15 protein-coding genes and 1 tRNA gene are annotated in these 17,744 nt (G+C 53.8%); 7 read left to right on the plus strand and 9 right to left on the minus strand.

Annotation, left to right across the window (positions count from 1 at the left end):
* Positions 1-45: 45 nt before the first annotated feature.
* Positions 46-1,860, minus strand: coding sequence for a protein-disulfide reductase DsbD (locus tag MJ923_RS01225; RefSeq protein WP_240590223.1), 1,815 nt, complete (start codon positions 1,858-1,860; stop codon positions 46-48).
* On the minus strand, positions 1,860-2,189 hold the full coding sequence (cutA, locus tag MJ923_RS01230) for a divalent-cation tolerance protein CutA (RefSeq protein ID WP_126165719.1): 330 nt from the start codon (positions 2,187-2,189) through the stop codon (positions 1,860-1,862). Before cutA ends, MJ923_RS01225 begins: the two co-directional genes overlap by 1 nt.
* Before the next feature lie 308 nt (positions 2,190-2,497).
* Between cutA and MJ923_RS01235 the strand changes: the two genes are divergently transcribed.
* On the plus strand, positions 2,498-3,055 hold the full coding sequence (locus MJ923_RS01235; protein ID WP_240589560.1) for an FxsA family protein: 558 nt from the start codon (positions 2,498-2,500) through the stop codon (positions 3,053-3,055).
* A 133-nt stretch (positions 3,056-3,188) separates the two neighbouring features.
* On the opposite strand, the gene MJ923_RS01240 is transcribed toward MJ923_RS01235, so the two are convergent.
* Positions 3,189-5,003 (minus strand): protein kinase domain-containing protein, encoded by a 1,815-nt coding sequence (locus MJ923_RS01240; protein ID WP_126165721.1) that lies wholly within the window; start codon positions 5,001-5,003, stop codon positions 3,189-3,191.
* Between the two features lie 200 nt (positions 5,004-5,203).
* On the opposite strand from MJ923_RS01240, the gene MJ923_RS01245 reads away from it, so the two are divergent.
* Together MJ923_RS01245 and MJ923_RS01250 are read left to right on the plus strand one after the other, a co-directional pair.
* Positions 5,204-5,548, plus strand: coding sequence for a hypothetical protein (locus tag MJ923_RS01245; protein WP_240589561.1), 345 nt, complete (start codon positions 5,204-5,206; stop codon positions 5,546-5,548).
* A gap of 90 nt (positions 5,549-5,638) precedes the next feature.
* Positions 5,639-6,295, plus strand: coding sequence for a thiopurine S-methyltransferase (locus MJ923_RS01250; protein ID WP_126165723.1), 657 nt, complete (start codon positions 5,639-5,641; stop codon positions 6,293-6,295).
* A gap of 64 nt (positions 6,296-6,359) precedes the next feature.
* Here the strand turns inward: MJ923_RS01250 and MJ923_RS01255 are convergent, their stop codons facing one another.
* The 3 genes from MJ923_RS01255 to MJ923_RS01265 all read right to left on the minus strand — a co-directional run bounded on the left by MJ923_RS01255 (position 6,360) and on the right by MJ923_RS01265 (position 10,157).
* Positions 6,360-7,385: a porin gene (locus tag MJ923_RS01255; protein WP_240589562.1), complete on the minus strand. Its 1,026-nt coding sequence runs from the start codon at positions 7,383-7,385 to the stop codon at positions 6,360-6,362.
* 282 nt (positions 7,386-7,667) lie between these two features.
* On the minus strand, positions 7,668-8,699 hold the full coding sequence (locus tag MJ923_RS01260; RefSeq protein WP_240589563.1) for a porin: 1,032 nt from the start codon (positions 8,697-8,699) through the stop codon (positions 7,668-7,670).
* 390 nt (positions 8,700-9,089) lie between these two features.
* The gene (locus tag MJ923_RS01265; protein WP_240589564.1) at positions 9,090-10,157 is read right to left on the minus strand and encodes a porin; all 1,068 of its coding nucleotides are present in this window, start codon (positions 10,155-10,157) and stop codon (positions 9,090-9,092) included.
* A gap of 425 nt (positions 10,158-10,582) precedes the next feature.
* Between MJ923_RS01265 and tcdA the strand changes: the two genes are divergently transcribed.
* A complete protein-coding gene (gene tcdA, locus MJ923_RS01270; protein WP_240589565.1) occupies positions 10,583-11,389 on the plus strand; it encodes a tRNA cyclic N6-threonylcarbamoyladenosine(37) synthase TcdA in 807 nt (268 codons plus the stop codon).
* A 23-nt stretch (positions 11,390-11,412) separates the two neighbouring features.
* On the opposite strand, the gene MJ923_RS01275 is transcribed toward tcdA, so the two are convergent.
* Positions 11,413-13,053 (minus strand): sensor histidine kinase, encoded by a 1,641-nt coding sequence (locus tag MJ923_RS01275; protein WP_240589566.1) that lies wholly within the window; start codon positions 13,051-13,053, stop codon positions 11,413-11,415.
* A gap of 156 nt (positions 13,054-13,209) precedes the next feature.
* Between MJ923_RS01275 and MJ923_RS01280 the strand changes: the two genes are divergently transcribed.
* A complete protein-coding gene (locus MJ923_RS01280; RefSeq protein WP_240589567.1) occupies positions 13,210-13,830 on the plus strand; it encodes a superinfection exclusion B family protein in 621 nt (206 codons plus the stop codon).
* A 189-nt stretch (positions 13,831-14,019) separates the two neighbouring features.
* On the opposite strand, the gene MJ923_RS01285 is transcribed toward MJ923_RS01280, so the two are convergent.
* On the minus strand, positions 14,020-14,148 hold the full coding sequence (locus tag MJ923_RS01285; RefSeq protein ID WP_240589568.1) for a DUF3149 domain-containing protein: 129 nt from the start codon (positions 14,146-14,148) through the stop codon (positions 14,020-14,022).
* A gap of 241 nt (positions 14,149-14,389) precedes the next feature.
* Between MJ923_RS01285 and MJ923_RS01290 the strand changes: the two genes are divergently transcribed.
* Together MJ923_RS01290 and MJ923_RS01295 are read left to right on the plus strand one after the other, a co-directional pair.
* On the plus strand, positions 14,390-15,952 hold the full coding sequence (locus MJ923_RS01290) for a bacteriohemerythrin (RefSeq protein ID WP_240589569.1): 1,563 nt from the start codon (positions 14,390-14,392) through the stop codon (positions 15,950-15,952).
* 138 nt (positions 15,953-16,090) lie between these two features.
* Positions 16,091-16,177 (plus strand) — tRNA-Leu (locus MJ923_RS01295).
* A 389-nt stretch (positions 16,178-16,566) separates the two neighbouring features.
* Here the strand turns inward: MJ923_RS01295 and MJ923_RS01300 are convergent.
* Complete coding sequence (locus MJ923_RS01300) at positions 16,567-17,736, minus strand: AGE family epimerase/isomerase (protein ID WP_240589570.1); 1,170 nt, start codon at positions 17,734-17,736, stop codon at positions 16,567-16,569.
* Positions 17,737-17,744 lie beyond the last annotated feature (8 nt).

Raw genomic sequence — 17,744 nt, forward strand, 5'->3', positions numbered from 1 at the left:
GACTTCAATGAAATCTTTGCCTTTCTATGGGATGGATTTTTGCTATCAGTGCTGGTTCAGCAGATCCAGATGAGCAGCAAATTCCTTGGGCGACATAAAGCCGGTTACCCGCAGATCATCCCTGAGGCCGCTTTGTGGATCAAACAGCAGCAGGGTAGGCAGACCCAGCACACCGTAGGTTTCCAGCAGGGTCACATCCACAGCATCGGATTTGGTGACATCGGCTTGCAGCAGCACCATGTTGTCGAGGCGCTTTTTCACTTCCGGATCCGGGAAGGTGATGTGCTCGAATTCCTTACAGGCCACACACCAGTCGGCGTAGAGATCCAGCATCACAAACTTGCCTTCCAGACGGGCGATGGCGAGTTCGGCATTGAGGTCTTCCACTGACTTGATGCGTTTGAACTCAACCCCCTCCTTGGCTTGCTGCGCCTTATTGGTGGGCATTTGATAGCCAAGGCCACCCATCACCGCCTGGAAACCGTAGGAGAACGCCGCCAGCAGACCCAGCATCAACAGCACCGAACGTACGGTTTGCTTCCAGTTGAACTCGGTCTTCTTGTTCTGATGCAGCAGGTAGCCCGCCAGCGCCACGCCCCACAGGGCCCATAGCAGATCCGACACCATGCCCGGCCAGATCCGGCCAATCATCATTACAGACACGGCAATCAGCAGGAAACCGAAGATGGTCTTGATGATTTCCATCCAGGCGCCGGCCCTTGGCAACAGCTTGCCACCGGAGGTGCCCATCAGCAGCAGTGGCAGACCCATGCCCATGCTGAGCACGTACAGGGCGGCAAAGCCCATCAGCAGGTCGCCACTCTGGGCCACATACACCAGCGCGCCGGACAAAGGTGCAGTAGTGCAGGGCGATGCCACCAGACCCGAGATAACCCCCATCATAAAGACGCCGGTGAGGTTGCCGCCTTTTTGGTTGTTGGACAGGCTGTTCATCTTCTCCTGCCAGGAGGAGGGCAGCTTGAGGTCGTACAGACCAAACATGGACAAACTGAGGATAAAGAACAGGATAGCCAGGCCAATCAACACCACGGGGTGTTGCAGCGCTGCCTGGTATTTCATACCGGCAGATGCAACTACCAGCCCCAGCAGCGAGTAGGTAATGGCCATACCCTGCACATAAGCCATGGACAGGGTAAAGGCGCGGCCGGTAGAGAGCTTTTCACCCTGACCGACGATAATGCCCGACAAAATCGGGTACATGGGGAAGACGCAGGGAGTGAGCGCCAGACCAATGCCAAGGCCGAAGAAAATCAGCAAGGTCCAACCGAGATTCCCCTCGGTCAGCATTTGCGCCAGGCTGTCCTGCTGGGTCAGCGGCCCTGAGGATTGCGGCTGGGAGGCATTGGCGGCAGGCGCGCTGCCTGCCATATCCAGCTTGCCGTCATTGTCGGCCACCGGCTTTATATCTGTGCTGACCTTGGTGGGCGGGAAGCAGAGTTTGCCTTCGGCGCAGCCCATAAAGGTGACTGTGAGTTTGGCATTATCGCCTGCTGCTTTGAGGGCCGCAGGCAGTTCAACGAAGGTGTAATACACCTCCTGTTTGCCGAAGTACTCGTCTTCGTGCATCTTGCCCTTGGGCAGGGCGATATCACCCAGCTCGCCGTTTTCAAGCTCAAACTTAAGCTTGTCGCGGTACAGGTAATAGCCATCGGCAATCACAAATGACAGAGTGACCTTATTGTCTTGCTGACTGGCATCAAACACAAAGGCCTGATCCACCGGCATCAATTCGGGTTCGCCCTTCAGAAAATCAAACTTTTTGCCAAACAGGTCGTCGGCAAAGGCCGTAGGCGCGAGCAATAACAGGGTGCTCAGCAGCAGGGTGGTGATTTTTTTCATCATTGGGTGTTGTCTTTAATCCAGTTCAAATAGCCGGGGAGTCCCTGAGTTATGGGCAAGGCGATAATCTCAGGCAGCTCGTAGGGATGCTGCGTCAGGATTTGCGCTTCCACCTCGGCATACAGCGCCTGTTTCGTTTTGATAAACAAGGGATACTCCTTGTCTTCACACACTTTCCCCTGCCATGGGTAGACAGAGGTGATTGGGCTGCCAAGCTGCACGCAGGCGGCCAGTTTGCCGGTCACCAAATGGTTTGCAATCTCAAGACCGACTTCCCGTGAGGGACAGCTGGTCATGATCAGGATATAGTCTTCCATGGGCGTGGCCATGATCTCTCCCAAGGTTTAAACCTCCCTTAAGGCGGCTTTGTTAATCTTGAAACCGTGCCTTGGCACAGCATTCAGCAGCAAAGGACCTCAGGGGTGAAGCTGGCAAACACTTTACGTGTTTTAACCGAGGCTTGCATTAAGAGAAAGCTGAAATAGTGATACCGGTTGTTTCTACCCTAAGCCAGGCTTGCGGGCTTGAACTTTGACCGGACAACCCCCATTTATATTGCACAACCCAAGCAAGGGAACACGGTCAGCGGGCGCGAATGCCCGGCCGGTTTGTCCCTTCTTCAGCGCGCGAGGGCGAGATGTTTTTTGTTTTATTATTGGTATTTATCGTCATACCCGTGGTTGAGCTGTCGGTGCTTATCCGGGTAGGAGAAGCCCTCGGCAGTTTGACCACAGTGGCACTGGTTATCTTCACCGCCGTGGTGGGGGTATCGCTGGTGCGAAGCCAGGGACTGTCTACCCTGATGCAGGCACAGCAGAAAATGGCCCGCGGCGAAGCGCCCACCGGCGAGCTGGTGGAAGGCATGATGCTGGCCATGGCCGGGGTGCTGTTGCTGATCCCGGGCTTTGTAACCGACTTTATCGGCCTGTTGTTGCTGACACCCATTACCCGCAAGCCGTTGGCGGCATTGGTGCAAAAGCGCATGCAATTCAAGGTGATGGGCAATGGTGGTTTTGGCGCCAATGGCCAAAACCCTTTCGGTGGCCAGAACCCTTTTGGCAGTCAGAATCCCTTTGGTGGCAACACCTTTGAAGGCGACTTCGAGCGTAAAGACGAGCCTGTGGATGGCAGTAAGCGTCTCAATAGCAGCGACACCAAGTCGCCCCAGGATGATGACGAGCAACCGAAACGCTAAGGAAGGTGCGAACTGTGCCTTGCAGCTATCCACTGTAAGCTCACGCAGAGCAAGCACGGGACTTATTCGCTCCTTTCCAAAGGCATCTTACGTCTGGAAATAACAAACCCCGCCTTAGCGGGGTTTGTTTTGGTTACTCCTGAAGCATCCGCGGATCCTTTGGATAAAAATCATCGGGTTTGCGGGTAATACGCTCAAAGCGGCGGGTGTTTTTGTAGGGTAGTTTCATAAAGCCTGAGACGCCGCTGCCCTGAATTTTGTCCACGTGGTGCAGGATACGATCGAGGCTGGCACGAAATGCAGCCTGTTTGCGGGGGTTGAGCAGCTTAAGGTAGCTGTGAATTTTTAGGTGCCCACCCTGGGATTCAAAAATGATGCAGCCGGTGTGGTGAATTTGGTTTATCCAGCCAAGCTCGGTCATGATCTCGCTGGGCAGTTCCAGGTTTTCGTCCGGATCTTTTCCGTCTTCAAAGTAAGAGTGCAGCCGGGACTTGTCTTCCAGCATGGGTACGTCGCCTACTTCAAACGGCAATTGCTGATCGGCGCTGGCGGCAAAGGCGCCGGTGTCGGGGTGTCTGCTGATGTGCAGAGTATCCCTGGCATTAAAGAAGCAGGCCTTAAAGGTACCCAGCCGGGTAATGCCACGGGCCATCAGCACCATATTGTTCACCGCCTGCACCAGCGCCTGCTTGAGCCCGGCATCGTGCAGCGCCAGGTTGGAGTCGATAAACACCCCTTCCTGCTGCCAGTGAATCGCCAGCCCACCCACGATGGGATACTGCCCCAGGCGGCCCACAGCGGCGATAAAGCCTTTCTCTGTGTCGCCCATGCCGGCGAGGAAGTTGCGGTAGTACTTGTCGAGCTGCACATCGTCTACCCGGGCAATGGGCTCTTCTGCGTTGTGCTCCCGCAGGAAGGATTTGCGCGAGCTGTAAGTAACAGTATCCACCTCTTTACCGCGGCTTTGCACCCACACAGGGATTTCGGCCATGGCTTCGGGTCTGGGGATATCCGGCAGCAGCAAACGGTGGCTGTGGCGCATGCTGCGAAGGAAGTAGTCGCCGCCGCGATTGCGGACGTTCGGATCTTCACTCAGCATGGCTTCCAGGGTGCGGGCAAGCTCCAGCGGCAGGCCTATGCTGGTGGGTGGGATAACCCGAGAGCCGAAGCGACTCGCCTGCCCTGACGCCAGCGCGTACAGGGTTGCTGCCACCCCTTGCTCGTCGAAACGGGGAGTGGAGAGGGCACCGTTTAATTGCTCGTCCCCGATAAAGTAGACGTCACCCATGCGGGCATTGGTGTGCTGCTGGTCGCTGGAGAGCAGGTTCATCACGTGCTCTTCCACCGGGCGGCCATGTTCGTCGCGCTGGGCAAATACCGCCGAGCCCCAGTCAATCAGCGACAGGTGGCCGGTGGCCTCATCGAACACCAGATTCGAGGGTTTGATATCCCCATGCACCAGCGGCCGACCGGTGCGCAAATACACCAATAAATCCGCCAGTTGCCGGGCGATGCTCATAATCATGGGCACCGGCAGGGCGCCACGTTTACGGCACAGCTGCTCCAGTTCTTCCCCCGGGGCCCGCGCCATCACCAGAATTCCCTGTTTGCCTACCCGTTCGAACTTCACCAGCGGCGGTACATTGGGATGGCGGCAGTGGGACAGCATAAAGGCCTCTTCTTCGAGGCGATCCTGAATGTGCTGTGGCAGGGTTATGCGGGAGAACTTGAACACGTGGGCGTCACCGGCCTCGTTGACGCCGGCAAACACAAAGCCATAAGCCCCCTTGCCGATAAAGTCGATGTCGCGGTAGCCGAGTTTTGACAACTGCTGCTTACACAAACGCACCCAGGCCTTGTGCTTGCGGGCATCGTCGGCCTTGAGCAGGTAGATGGATTGTTCTTCAGAAATGTAAAAGTGTTGCAGCTGCGGCGTATGGGCGGACAAGGACTTCCCCGTTACTGTATCCAATCTTTCATTTAAGCCATATCGTTGTGTCTCAGGCAAGGAGTTTACCCCGTACCTACCCAAGTTTTTTGCCTGCCATTTTGATTGAAATCAATCCTGCGCCATTCACTTCTCGCTACTCTGTTTTTAACTTCCATACTTTTATTGAGTGTCGTCAAACGGCCGACAAGGAGGGCGATATGACAGCCCAGAACAAAGAGAAACTCATCGAGTTATTTGATTTTGCCAGGCGGCGTATCATTCAGTCGATGGAGCTGAGGCACTGTCCCCACGCGGGCTTCTACAACAGTGTCGATGAGCGCTGCATTCATTGCCATCAGGGCATGGAATGCGTGTGGATGAACCACAACGACGAACTGGTGACCCTGGAAGAGAAGACCGAGGAGCAACTGAAACAGCAGCTGCTGATTGCGGTGGACTTTGTTGACTCTAATCTGTCGCCTTACCACCTGACCCGGCGCAAGTGTCAGTGCGAAAACTGCCTGTGGCTTCGAGAGGTGAACGAGGTGCTGGGGAACGCCTGAGCACTGATGTACCTTTTGCCTTGGCTGGCTTTTGCATCCCCCGGGCTTTGCCGTTAGAGTAAGTCGTCTTTTTCATCTTAGGGGACGACTATGGAGCCCGGATTTTGGCACGATAAGTGGCAATTGCAGCAGATTGGCTTTCATCAGGCCGACATTAACCCATTTCTTGTAAGGCATTGGCAGCAATTGAATTTGCCACAGGGCAGCAAGGTGTTTGTGCCCCTGTGCGGCAAGTCATTGGATATGGAATTTATCGCCGCTCAGGGCCATGAGGTGCTGGGCTGTGAGCTCTCCGCGCTGGCGGTGCAGCAGTTTTTCGAAACGGCCGGAACTGAGGCCCATATCGAAACCCGAGCTGAGCATGTGCATCACAGCGCCAAGGGTATTGAGCTGGTGCAGGGGGACTTTTTCACCCTGCCTGAAGAGCTGGTGGCCGGGTGTGAGGGCTTTTACGACAGGGCTGCGCTTATCGCCTGGCCTGCCGAGATGCGTATCGATTATGCCAAAAAGCTCGCCGCACTAATCCCTTCCGGCGCCCGCGGTTTGCTGGTTACCCTGGATTATCCCCAGGAAGCCCTGAGTGGCCCGCCGTTTGCCGTATCACCTGACTGGGTGCAAACCCATCTCGGCCCTTGGTTCGAGGTGACGCCGCTTGAATGTCAGGACGTGCTGGCGGAAAACCCCCGCTTTGTTAAAAAGGAAGTGCCCTGGCTGAATGAAGCGGCCTTCTTGCTGGTGCGAAAATAGGCGAATAGTTTGCAGAAAATAAAAGGCGACCTTGGGTCGCCTTTTTCAGATGAGCTCTGAGCTATCAGAAATCGTAACGCACGCCGACCGAGAAGACGTTATCGTCCTGCAAATCGACCTTGCTGCCTGCCACCACATGGTCGCCTTCATACATGGCGTAGTGACCATAGAGCAGGGTGGATTTGGCCACCCGATAATCGGCACCCACGGTGATGTTGGTGACGCTGATATCAGTACCGGTAGTACCGCTTAACGATTTGTAATACTTACCAAATCCGGCCTCATCTTTGCCGTATTCGGCCTTCAGGTTTACGCCGTTCAGGTTATAGGCCACATTCAGCAGATAGGTGTTGTTGTCATCGCCGCCGCTGGCACTTTCAGTGTTCTGGAACAGGCCGCCGAGCTTGAATTCACCCAGCTTAACCTGCGCCACTGCGCGGTAGGCATCGACATTGCTGATGCCCTTGTTATAGGCACCAGCAAGGTAGAAGTTCTGCTTTTTCAGCTTCTTGTCACCCAGGGTAACCGACAGTGCGTACTGGGCATCGTCGCTGCCGTTGTTGTCTTCCATCAGGTAGGTGGCGTTGAAGGTAATGAGGTCGGCAATCACCGGCGAGTGGTACCAGATACCATCGGCGCTGCGGGTCTGACCGGCCAGCAGGCGATCCATATCGGCGTTGGTATTGCCAAAGAGGTCTATGCCCCCTTCAGATTGCTTGAACACGGTATCGTTACGGCCAACCAGCAGGGTACCGGCGGCGGTTTTGATCCCCAGGAAGGAGTTACGCGGCTTGAAGGTATCGCCCTTGGAGGAGGTGTTTTCTACCTGAAATTCCAGTTGGTAAATGATATCCAGGCCGCTGCTGATGTTCTCGCTGCCCTTTACCCCCAGGTGGGAGAAGTTGTTTTCGAAGTAGGTGCCACTTTCGCCAACCGTCACTCCATTGGTGCCGCTTTGCAGGGTTGAACTGGCGTCAGAATTGGTGACTGCAAGGTCGATACGGCCATAAAAAGCGGGGCCTTCGGCAAAGGCCGCAGCGCTGAATACGCCAAGCCCAAGCAGGCTGGCTGAGATGAGGGTCTTGTTCATAGGGTCTCCCTAAAGGTCTGTTTATTGTCTTGTTTCCTCTGCTCTACGAGCGCACTGATAAGGCAAGTTATAGGCCAACTGGCGCACCGTTAATTAAGTGGATGGTTATTAAGATGTTTCTGAAATGTTATAGCTTGGCGTGCGGTTTAGGTGGGTGGAATGCCGCCTGAAACAGAGCGCGCCCTGGGTGGAAATCCGCCGCTTTTTGAGGCGGCAAGCACCTGAAAAAAGGCAATAAAAAAGGCGACCTCTGGCCGCCTTTTACTGTCACCTCAAGGGTGATTAGAAGTCGTAGCGAACACCTACGGTGAACACGTTGTCATCTTTCAGATCAACCTTGGTACCGCCAACCACATGGTCACCTTCGTACATGGCATAGTGGCCGTACAGCAGGGTGGACTTGGCTACACGGTAGTCAGCACCCACGGTGATGTTGGTTACGCTCACGTCAGTTGCAGGATCGGCACCCTTCAGAGAAGAGTAGTATTTGCCCAGACCAGCTTCGTCTTTACCATATTCGGCTTTCAGGTTTACACCGTTAAGGTTGTAAGCCACGTTCACGAAGTAAGTGTTGTTGTCGTTACCGCTGTCCACTTTCTCAGTGTTCTGGAACAGACCACCAATCTTGAACTCGCCCAGTTTAACCTGAGCTACGGCGCGGTAAGCGTCAACATTGCTGATGCCTTTGTTGTAAGCACCGGCCAGGTAGAAGTTTTGCTTTTTCAGCTTCTTGTCACCTACAGTCACAGACAGCGCGTACTGAGCGTCGTCGCTGTTGTTGTTGTCTTCCATCAGGTAGGTGGCGTTGAAGGTGATAAGGTCAGCAATCACTGGAGAGTAGTACCAGATACCGTCGGCGCTACGGGTTTGGCCAGCCAGCATGCGGTCGATATCCGCGTTGGTGTTGCCGAACAGGTCGATGCCGCCTTCAGACTGCTTGAATACGGTGTCGTTACGACCTACCAGTACAGTACCGGCAGCGGTCTTGATACCCAGGAATGAGTTACGTGGCTTGAAAGTGTCGCCCTTGGAAGAGGTGTTTTCCACCTGGAATTCCAGTTGGTAAACGATATCGATACCAGAGCTGATGTTTTCAGAACCTTTCACACCCAGGTGAGAGAAGTTGTTTTCAAAGTAGGTGCCGCTTTCGCCAACAGTCACGCCGTTGGTGCCGCCCTGCAGGGTGGAGCTGGCATCTGAGTTGGTTACAGCGAGATCGATACGGCCATAGAACTGGGGACCTTCGGCCAGCGCGCCGAATGATGCCAGGGCCATTACCGATGCAACTGATGCAGAGATAAGGGTCTTCTTCATTTTTTCATGCTCCCTAGAACCGAAGTTCTAATCCATTTTTATGGTTATTAAATTGTTTTCCTCTATTTTTGCTACGGCTGTGAAGGCGCGTAACAAAGTTGCCGTCGATTTTTACAGGTTTGTCGATTGCAAGTTGTGGAGTGGATCAAAGTTTTGGGCCTCCTTTGAAGGATTTAAGACAATTTTGTGACTGAGTCCCTCGTTGGCCACACTTTATGCTTAAATCCTGTAAAAACACGGTATTGCATACCTAAAAAGGCATAAAAATTCCGTGTAATGTCATCTAACTTTAGCAGTGCTTAATGTATCTGCAATAAAACTGACATCTTTTCTGCACAAAAAAGAAGCGGCCCGAAGGCCGCTTCTTATCGTTGATTTGGTGTTTAAAAATCAGAAGTCAACGCGCAGACCCAGGGTCACCACATCGTCACTCAGATCCACTTTTGCACCGCCAAGGGACATATCGCCGTCAAAGCGGGTGTAATGGCCATAAACCAGAGTATTCTTGCTCAGGCGATGATCGGCACCCACAGTGTATTGTTTCAGATCCACATCGCTCACATCTTCCATACCGCTTTGGGTATCGCCAACGAAGCGGCCCACATATTTACCCAGACCCGAGTCATCCTGGCCGTAGGCGGCTTTAAGGGTGGTATTGCCCAGCTTGTAACCGGCGTTGATAAACCAGGTGTCGCCTTCGAGGTTGCTGTAACGGTCGGCCACATGCTCAGAGTTCTGATACAGGGCGCCCAGCAGCAGCTCGCCAAACTTCACCTGTGCCACACCGCGGTAAGCTTTGATGCCGTCCAGGCCGTCGTTGTAGGCGGCGGCAACATAATAGTTTTGCGCCTTCAGCGCTTTGTCACCCAGGGTGGCAGACAGGGCGTAGTTGTTGCTGTTCCACTCATCGTTTTCGCCTGGGTTGTACCAGCTGCCTTCGCTGTAGTTGTCGGACATCACGTAGGTGGCATTCAGGGTCAGGATGTTGGCAATCTTGGGTGAGTAATAAGTGATGCCATCACCCAGACGGCTCTGACCGGCGGCCAGCAGGTCGATATCGGCGTTGGTGTTGCCAAACAGGTCGAAACCACCTTCAGACTGCTTGAACACGGTATCGTTACGGCCAACCAGTGCGGTACCGGCCAGGGTTTGCAGACCCACGTAGGTGTTACGGGCGTTGAAGGTATCGCCTGAGTTGTCGAAGTTGTTAACACCGAACTCCATCTGATAGATCACCGCGATGTTGTCGCTCAGCGCTTCAGAACCCTTAACACCCAACCAGGAGAAGTTGTTCTCAAATACGGTGCCGTCCTTTTGGTTTTGGGTCGCGTAACCGTTGTTGGAGTTGGTCAGGGCCAGGTCTACGCGGCCGTAAAAATCAGGACCTTCGGCCAGCGCGCCGAAAGAAGACAGGGCGGTTGAAGAAGCGATGGCCATAGCCAGAACGGATTTTTTCATAGGTGTGTTCCTTGCATTGAATAAGATGCTCCAGGGTGCGATTTTGGGCACCCGTTAACTTCGGGAAGGGACAAATAACGGCTGTGCAGGCACTGGGTGAAACCAAAGCCCACCGCGCCATGGCGGTATTTGCACCTTCCTTAGAACCGGCGGCAGTTTGGCAGGGCAAAATGGCTTTGATTGTGATCAGGGTCACATCGAGTTAAAAGGGGCTTTGTTCTATCATTTTGTTTTACTTGGATAAAACAATAGGCTCATTGCGCAGTAACTGTGGCGGTGCCAAGCTGGATCCCACAGATGACAGCGGCAACAGTTCGGCTACAGGCGCAAAGGCTTGTATCCGGGGGCGCCGGCGCCATGGCAGGCTTTATGCCCGTGGCGCTTTAGGCTAGAATGCGGCGTTTTTTACGGCACGGGGTAACAGGGTGGAACAGCAACTTTCAGAGGCGTATTTGAACCGCTTTGGCGGCATCGGCAGGCTTTATGGCCAAAAGGCGCTGACCCGTTTCCATCAGGCGCATGTCATGGTGGTGGGGATTGGCGGCGTTGGCACCTGGGTGGCAGAATCGCTGGCCCGCAGCGGTATTGGTCAAATCAGTCTGATGGATCTCGATGATATTTGCGTAACCAACACCAATCGCCAGATCCATGCGCTGGCAGGCACGGTCGGCCAGTCAAAAGTGGCGGTGATGGCAGAGCGTATCCGTGAGATAAACCCCGAATGCCAGGTCAATGAGCTTGAAGACTTCCTCACCACCGACAACCTCGGCGAGTACCTGCCCCGTGATGGCAGTATCGACTATGTGGTGGACTGTATCGATGCGGTAAAACCCAAGGCGGCGCTGATCGCCTGGTGTAAGCGCAATAAAATCCGCATTGTGACCATTGGCGGTGCCGGTGGACAGATGGACCCATCCAAAATTCAGGTTACCGACTTATCACGCACTATTCAGGACCCACTGCTGGCCAAGGTGCGGAACATATTGCGCCGCGAATACAACTTCTCCCGTAACCTCGAGCGCAAGTTTGCCATTGAAGCGGTGTTTTCCACCGAGCCATTAACTTATCCCGGCAACGATGGCGAAGTTTGTGCCACCAAGCCCGAGGGCGGCGGCAGTATGCGGATGGATTGCTCGTCAGGATTTGGTGCCGTAACCGTGGTCACCGGCACCTTTGGCTTTATGGCGGTCAGCCGGGTGCTGAGCAAGCTGCGCCAACTGGCTCAGCAGTAAGCGCTTGTCTCAGTCCGGATAGGTTAGATAGTGTATTGATAGCCTTCGGGCGGTGGCGTACCGCCCTGAGAATCATCGAGTTTGATGGGAATGCTGAGCACGAAGGTGGCACCGCCCAGCGATGACTTACCTTCGTATCTCACACTGCCCTTGAGCAGCGTCGCCGCATTAAAGGCGGCCGACAAACCAAGCCCGGTACCGCCTTTGGAGCGGCTGGTGGTATAGAAGGGTTCGAACATGTGCTCGGCTACTTCAGGGCTGACCCCCTTGCCGTTATCTTCAAAACGCACGACCAGCAGCCGGTTTTCCAGATAGGCTTCCACCCGGAAGCGGTTGTCGCGATCCGGACTGAAGGCGTGGGCATAGATATTGGACATCAGGTTACTCAGGATCTGATTGAGCAAACTGTAGTTGGTTTCAACCTGCAAATCCCCACTCACATCCAGCTCCATGGTGGCCGCCATGGGGGCGTAAATCACTTGAGTTGCGTCATAAATGTCACGGCACATCTGCGGAATATGAATGTCTTCGTGGGCCTCGTGGCTTTGCTCGGCAGCAATGGTCTTGAATTTCTGAATTAAATTGCTGGCACGGGTAATGTTGCTGACAATCAGTTCGCAGCTTTGCTGGTACTCTTCCAAAATGGCATTGATTTCTTCCAGGGTGGCATCTTCGCTGTGGATGAGCTTTACCAGCTCGTCGATATGCGCAAGCTGGGCGCTGGCTGCGGTAAGGCAAATACCTATGGGGGTGTTGATTTCGTGGGCAACCCCTGACACCAGCCCCCCCAGCGCCGCCATTTTCTCTTGCTCGACCAGGGCTTCCTGAGCGCGCTTTAAGATCATCAGCGACTGCTCCAGCTCTATGGTCCGCTCTTTTACCTGTTTTGCCAGCTCGTCCTTGTAGGAGCGTTCCAGCTCCAACAAGCGTTCTCTGTCTTCGAGGGCATTTTGCAGCTCGGATTTGGAGCGTTTCAGGGCGCCGAAGGAGCGGTGCAACTGCTCCTGCATCTCATTGATGGCCAGGGCCACCTGATCAAACTCGTTTTGTGAGCCGCGCTTATTGAAGATAAGTGGGTTGTAGTCTTTCTCGACGTCTATGTTCTGGCAGTAGCTGGCCAGGGTATTGAGGTGACGGGTAATGTTTATCCACACCAGAATGAGGATCATCCCCGCCACCAGAAAGGTTTTAATGGCGTTGGACAGCAGAATAACAATGGCTTTGTCGTACAGGCGCTGGTAGACCTCGTTCAAATCCGCCTGAATCGTCAGCTTACCCACGGAGATGCTTTCGGTGCCCGAGTTGTAATTGAGGGAAAATACCTTTTCGATGATGTTCTTATCGATGGGACTGCCGCGACTCCAGTGCTGGCCGCTGTCATCGTCGATGGAAATGTAAGTGATGTCGGGCAGTTGAATCAGGCCCTCGAGTTGGGTGTTGATAAGGCGCTCGTCGATAACCCAAATGCTGGCAGCCAGCACATCCAGGCTGACCTTTTCGATATTGGAAAATGCCCGGTCGATGCGGTGCAAATCGCCGTTATAGTCGTTGTAAAGTTGGTAGCCAGTGGTGATCAGGGTGATCAGCGAACTGAACAGCACGATGGAAATCATCAGTTTTCGACCGATTTTGCTGCTTACCGCCTGGCGAGAGAAACCCAGCATTTGTCCCTTTGTATCCTGGCCTGCCGTTGATTATGTATAAGCATAGTTGGGATGCGAAAAAAACACAGATTTTCTGGACTTATCTTGCATTTTCACTGTGGCATTCAATTTGCTTGTTAGCGTCTGTGTTCAATTTTCTGACGGACGGGGTTTGCCATGTACAAGCCAAATTGGGAGTCGCTAAAAGGGTTATCGGCCAAAGAGTGGGGATTCAGGGCCATGTTGTGGTTGCTGATAGCCTCTGCCTCGCTGAAGTTTGCACCGGCTGACTGGCTGGCGCTGCTGCATCTGGATGCCTGGGCTGCTACCAATTCCGCATTTGTGGGATTGGGACTGATTGTTTCCATTGCCTTTTTTGTCGCCTTGCTGGCGAACTTTCTGCTTGATGAGGCCATCGGCTATTTAGGTACCAAGCGGAAAAAGGAAATCATTGAACACAAGGTGCAGCTGCTGGACCCGGCCGAGCGCGCCTTGCTGCGTGAATTCTTCCTGCAGGGCAAAACCATTCTCACCCTGCCAGTGGATGAACTGGCGGTTCGCAGCCTGGTCGATACCAATATTCTCGAGTGTTTGGGAAACATCAAACACTATGCTATTCAAGGCTCTACTGCAGATTACAAGATAAGCATGCTGGCGCGGGTGTATCTGAACCGCAGCGTGCTCAGGCTGCCCAATGGCGAGCTTAGCCAGGAAGATATGCAAAACCTTATCAAGGCGCGTCCGGGGTTTGCCAGCAGCGTGGTTTCACACCGTAAACCGCCACAGCGGGCGGCTTAAGCGAGCGCAGGCAAGCCTGGACGATGAAGCTGAGCTACGCCTCAGCTTGATTGAACCAGCCAAGGAAGGTGCGCAGACATTGTGTACACCGCAGCCAAACGTCAAAAATCAGACACAAAAAAGGGGGGCCATCAGGCCCCCTAATTCACTCTTGAAACATGCACAGTTAAGAACATTGAAAGCAAAAAACTAAGGCTTTGCAGACTTCACAAACAGCATCCACGTGATGTAGGAAACGATTCCGATTGTGGTGAAAATAACAATCATGGACATTAACCCTATAGGGTTACCAAACATCAGATCTAGCCAAAACGCCATGATTGAAATCCTCTTTCCTGTGAAGTCACAGCTAAATTACTCCTCGCAGCTTTAGGCTTTTCTGATCTCGATCAATAAAGCGCCCTGATTCATTACATCGCTGAAAAACAAGTGTTAATAATTTGATGTGAATCAAGTTTTGCTTAATTTTGGAACCCTGAACCATACTTAGCCGTGATGATGGATTCCAAACTCATTAGCATATACCTCTTTATGGGTATAAATTTCTGAGGGACTAGGCATGTCAGCATTGCTTGAACACAAAGCCATTTATCCTTTTGCCGCCATTGTGCTGGCTATTGCAACACTGCTTTTGTTGGCGCACGGACTCTGGCTTGAGCCTTTGCTAATTGTGGTTGCCGGGTTACTGGCTGCCGGTGGGCTTTGGCGGAATCGTCAGTTGCTGGCGGCGCTGGAACAGGACGCATCGCATCTCGGGGATGGCGATCTAACCCGCAGCATCCCAGTGGAGCAGCAGGGCCAATATCAGTTGGTGGCGCGCGGCCTGGCGAGGATGTCTGAGGACGTTGGTCGTACTGTATCGGCACTGATGGACACCAGCGAATCGATGAATTTGGTGGCTGCCGATTTGAAGCAGGTCAGTGATGTGGCGGCCAAAGGGGTGGCCTCTCAGGAGCAGCGTACCGAAGAAGCTGCATCTTCCATGGCGCAAATGGTCAATACAGTGCATGACATCTCGGCCAATGCCGCCCGGGTTGCCTCGTCCGTGGATGAAGCCAAATCCCGCGCCGTGCAGGGTGGAAGGGTGGTGACCGAGGCAGTAGGCCGAATCAATGCCATGACCGAACAAATCAGCCAGAGCGAGCAGGTGATTGAGCGTCTGGCCCATGATGCCGCCAATATCAGCAGCATTATCGATACCATTTCACAGGTGGCGGAACAAACCAATCTGTTGGCGCTGAATGCGGCCATTGAAAGTGCCCGCGCAGGCGAGCATGGCCGTGGCTTTGCCGTGGTTGCCGACGAAGTGCGTAACCTTGCCAAGCGCACCTCAGAAGCCACGGTGGAAATTCAGCAGCAAATTCAAACTCTGCAGGCGGGTAGCCGTGAAGGCGTCAGCGTAATGCATGCTTCGGTGAGTCTGGCCGAAGAAACCCGCACCCTGGTTACAGAAGCCAGCGAAGCCCTTGAAGTGATAGTGTCGCAGGTGTCGGAAATTACTCAAATGAGCCATCAGATAGCCAGTGCCTCCGAGCATCAGCAGCAGGTGGCGGAGCTTATCAACGACTCCATTTCTTCTATTTCACGCCAGGCGGCCGACAATGCCCAAAACACCAATCGCAACAACCTGGCCAGCCTGAAGCTGTTTAATATGTCGCAGGAAATTGGCTCGCTGCTCAACCGTTTCCATATCGACAGAAGCCGCAAAGACAGTATTAAAAGCTTTGTCAGTTGGGGGCCAACGCTGGATGTGGGCATGGCCGAGATTAACCGTCAGCATCAACGGCTTATCTCCCTGATAAACGAATTGCACCGTGCCATGCAAGAAGGCTACGGTATCGAAGTGATCAAACGGATTGTACAGGGGCTGGTGGACTACACCGCCAACCATTTCAGCTATGAAGAAGAGCTGTTTGCCCGCTTCGGCTACCCCCATAGCCAGGAGCACATTGCCGAGCACCACAAGCTGGTGACTCAGGTGCTGGAGTTCCAGCGCCGTGTTGGCCGCGGCGAAGACGTCTCGGATGAGCTGATGGGCTTCCTCAAGGCTTGGCTGCTCGACCACATTCAGGGCAGTGACCGTGCCTACAGCGACTTTTTGGTTCGTATGGGGGCAGACTGAGTATCTTGGCGTATTTTTTAAGCGATTGATGGCCTGAGTCTTTGAAACTCGGGCAAAGGGCTTGCCAAGTGATTGGGCACAGGTATAATCCATGCCCAGAGTCGATGGCCGAATTCGGTTACGACCACACAATATGATGCCAGAGTGGTGAAATTGGTAGACACAGGGGATTCAAAATCCCCCGCCCTTAAAAGCGTGTCGGTTCGAGTCCGACCTCTGGTACCAACTTAAAAGTCAGCCTTGAGCTGGCTTTTTTGTTTTTGGGTTCGGTACCTAATCGACCCGTTCCGCCGCGTGTCGGCTGGAAGGCCAGCCCCGTCGGTCCGACCTCTGGTACCAACTTAAAAGTCAGCCTTGAGCTGGCTTTTTTGTTTTTTGGGGCTAGCGAAAATAATCGCAGTAACCTGGCTTGGTCCGGTTGATGCGTCTTTTTTGTGTGGTGCGCCACTGGCTTTATTTTTCTTGCCCCAACATAAAAAAGCCGCCTCTTAGTTATAAGAGGCGGCAAAGAGAGAAGCGGGAGGGGGGCCGCTTCAACTTGGGCTCGGTGATGTCGGGCTGCAGTTCTTGCTGTTTTCGATGCTTAGGCTTCGCTTGTTTAGTGATGCTGCGGTTTATTCAAGATCCCGCAGGGAATCGAAGCAGGCGCCCAGGGTGTGGTAGTCACACTTGGCACCGGCAGCGCTTTTTTCGTTGGAATATTTGCGGTTATCGCGATACAGCACCCTGAACCAGGCGCCGTGTTCATGGTCAACAAAATGCTGCCAAGCATAGTCCCACAGGGCGTTATAGGCATCGAGGTACTTTTGCTCGCCGGTTTGCTGATACAGCATGGCGGCTGCGGCAAAGCTCTCTGCCTGCACCCAGAAGTACTTGTCGTCGTCACACCATTCGCCATCCGGGCCGAAGCCATACACCATGCCGCCGTGTTCCTTGTCCCAGCTTTTGTCAAAGGCGGTATCGAACAGGGTTTTGGCGCGGCTTATCAGCCAGGATTGATGGCTGTGGCGGGCGAGTGACAGCAGCAGTTTGGCCCACTCGGTCTGGTGGCCGCCCTGAAAGCCCCAGGGGCGGTAGAGGTTCTTGGGATCGTCCTTGTTGTAGTCCCAATCGATGGCGAATTCAGGGGTAAAGTGTTCCCAGATGATGCCGCCGGTGAGCGCCGCCTGACGGTTGGCAATCTTGTCGGCAATCTCCATGGCACGGTCGAGGAAGCGACCTTCGCCGCTGGCTTCGAAGGCGGCGATCATGGCTTCACACAGGTGCATGTTGGCGTTCTGGCCGCGATAGTCAGACAGCACGCCATCGGCACTGATTTCATCGGCATAGAGGCCATATTCCGGTTGCCAGAAGCGCTGCTCCAACAACTTGAAGATCCACAGCAGCTTATCGTTGTCTTTCAAAATGCCGGCCTTACGGCAGGCGGCAAATGCCAGTAGCACGAAGGCATAACCATAGGCCTGTTGGGTCATATCCTCTGTCTTGTTGTCTCTGAGGGTCCAGGCGAATTTGTCGTCTGCGCGCAGGTGAACATCCAACAAGTAGTTCAGGCCATGGCGGGCGTGGGCCAGATACTCAGGTTTATCCAGCACCTCTGCGGCGCGGGCGTAATTCACTATGATGCGGCAACTGCTTACCAGCTGGCGAAACCCCGGGTCAAACAGGCTGCCGTCGTCATAGTAGTTGTGAAAATAACCGCCGCTGGCATCCAGTACCCGTGGGTCGTAAAAATCCAGAATGCTTTGGGAATGGGACAGTAAAAAGTCACGGCTGTAGAAGTTCATAGAATTCC

Source organism: Shewanella zhuhaiensis (assembly GCF_022484835.1).
Classification (GTDB): Bacteria; Pseudomonadota; Gammaproteobacteria; order Enterobacterales; family Shewanellaceae; genus Shewanella; species Shewanella khirikhana.

Bases quoted from the DNA above. Each gene is read 5' to 3' on its own strand.
- MJ923_RS01225 (WP_240590223.1), bottom strand. From the start codon at position 1,860: ATGAAAAAAATCACCACCCTGCTGCTGAGCACCCTGTTATTGCTCGCG.
- cutA (WP_126165719.1), bottom strand. From the start codon at position 2,189: ATGGCCACGCCCATGGAAGACTATATCCTGATCATGACCAGCTGTCCC.
- MJ923_RS01235 (WP_240589560.1), top strand. From the start codon at position 2,498: ATGTTTTTTGTTTTATTATTGGTATTTATCGTCATACCCGTGGTTGAG.
- MJ923_RS01245 (WP_240589561.1), top strand. From the start codon at position 5,204: ATGACAGCCCAGAACAAAGAGAAACTCATCGAGTTATTTGATTTTGCC.
- MJ923_RS01250 (WP_126165723.1), top strand. From the start codon at position 5,639: ATGGAGCCCGGATTTTGGCACGATAAGTGGCAATTGCAGCAGATTGGC.
- MJ923_RS01255 (WP_240589562.1), bottom strand. From the start codon at position 7,385: ATGAACAAGACCCTCATCTCAGCCAGCCTGCTTGGGCTTGGCGTATTC.
- MJ923_RS01260 (WP_240589563.1), bottom strand. From the start codon at position 8,699: ATGAAGAAGACCCTTATCTCTGCATCAGTTGCATCGGTAATGGCCCTG.
- MJ923_RS01265 (WP_240589564.1), bottom strand. From the start codon at position 10,157: ATGAAAAAATCCGTTCTGGCTATGGCCATCGCTTCTTCAACCGCCCTG.
- MJ923_RS01275 (WP_240589566.1), bottom strand. From the start codon at position 13,053: ATGCTGGGTTTCTCTCGCCAGGCGGTAAGCAGCAAAATCGGTCGAAAA.
- MJ923_RS01280 (WP_240589567.1), top strand. From the start codon at position 13,210: ATGTACAAGCCAAATTGGGAGTCGCTAAAAGGGTTATCGGCCAAAGAG.
- MJ923_RS01285 (WP_240589568.1), bottom strand. From the start codon at position 14,148: ATGGCGTTTTGGCTAGATCTGATGTTTGGTAACCCTATAGGGTTAATG.
- MJ923_RS01290 (WP_240589569.1), top strand. From the start codon at position 14,390: ATGTCAGCATTGCTTGAACACAAAGCCATTTATCCTTTTGCCGCCATT.
- MJ923_RS01300 (WP_240589570.1), bottom strand. From the start codon at position 17,736: ATGAACTTCTACAGCCGTGACTTTTTACTGTCCCATTCCCAAAGCATT.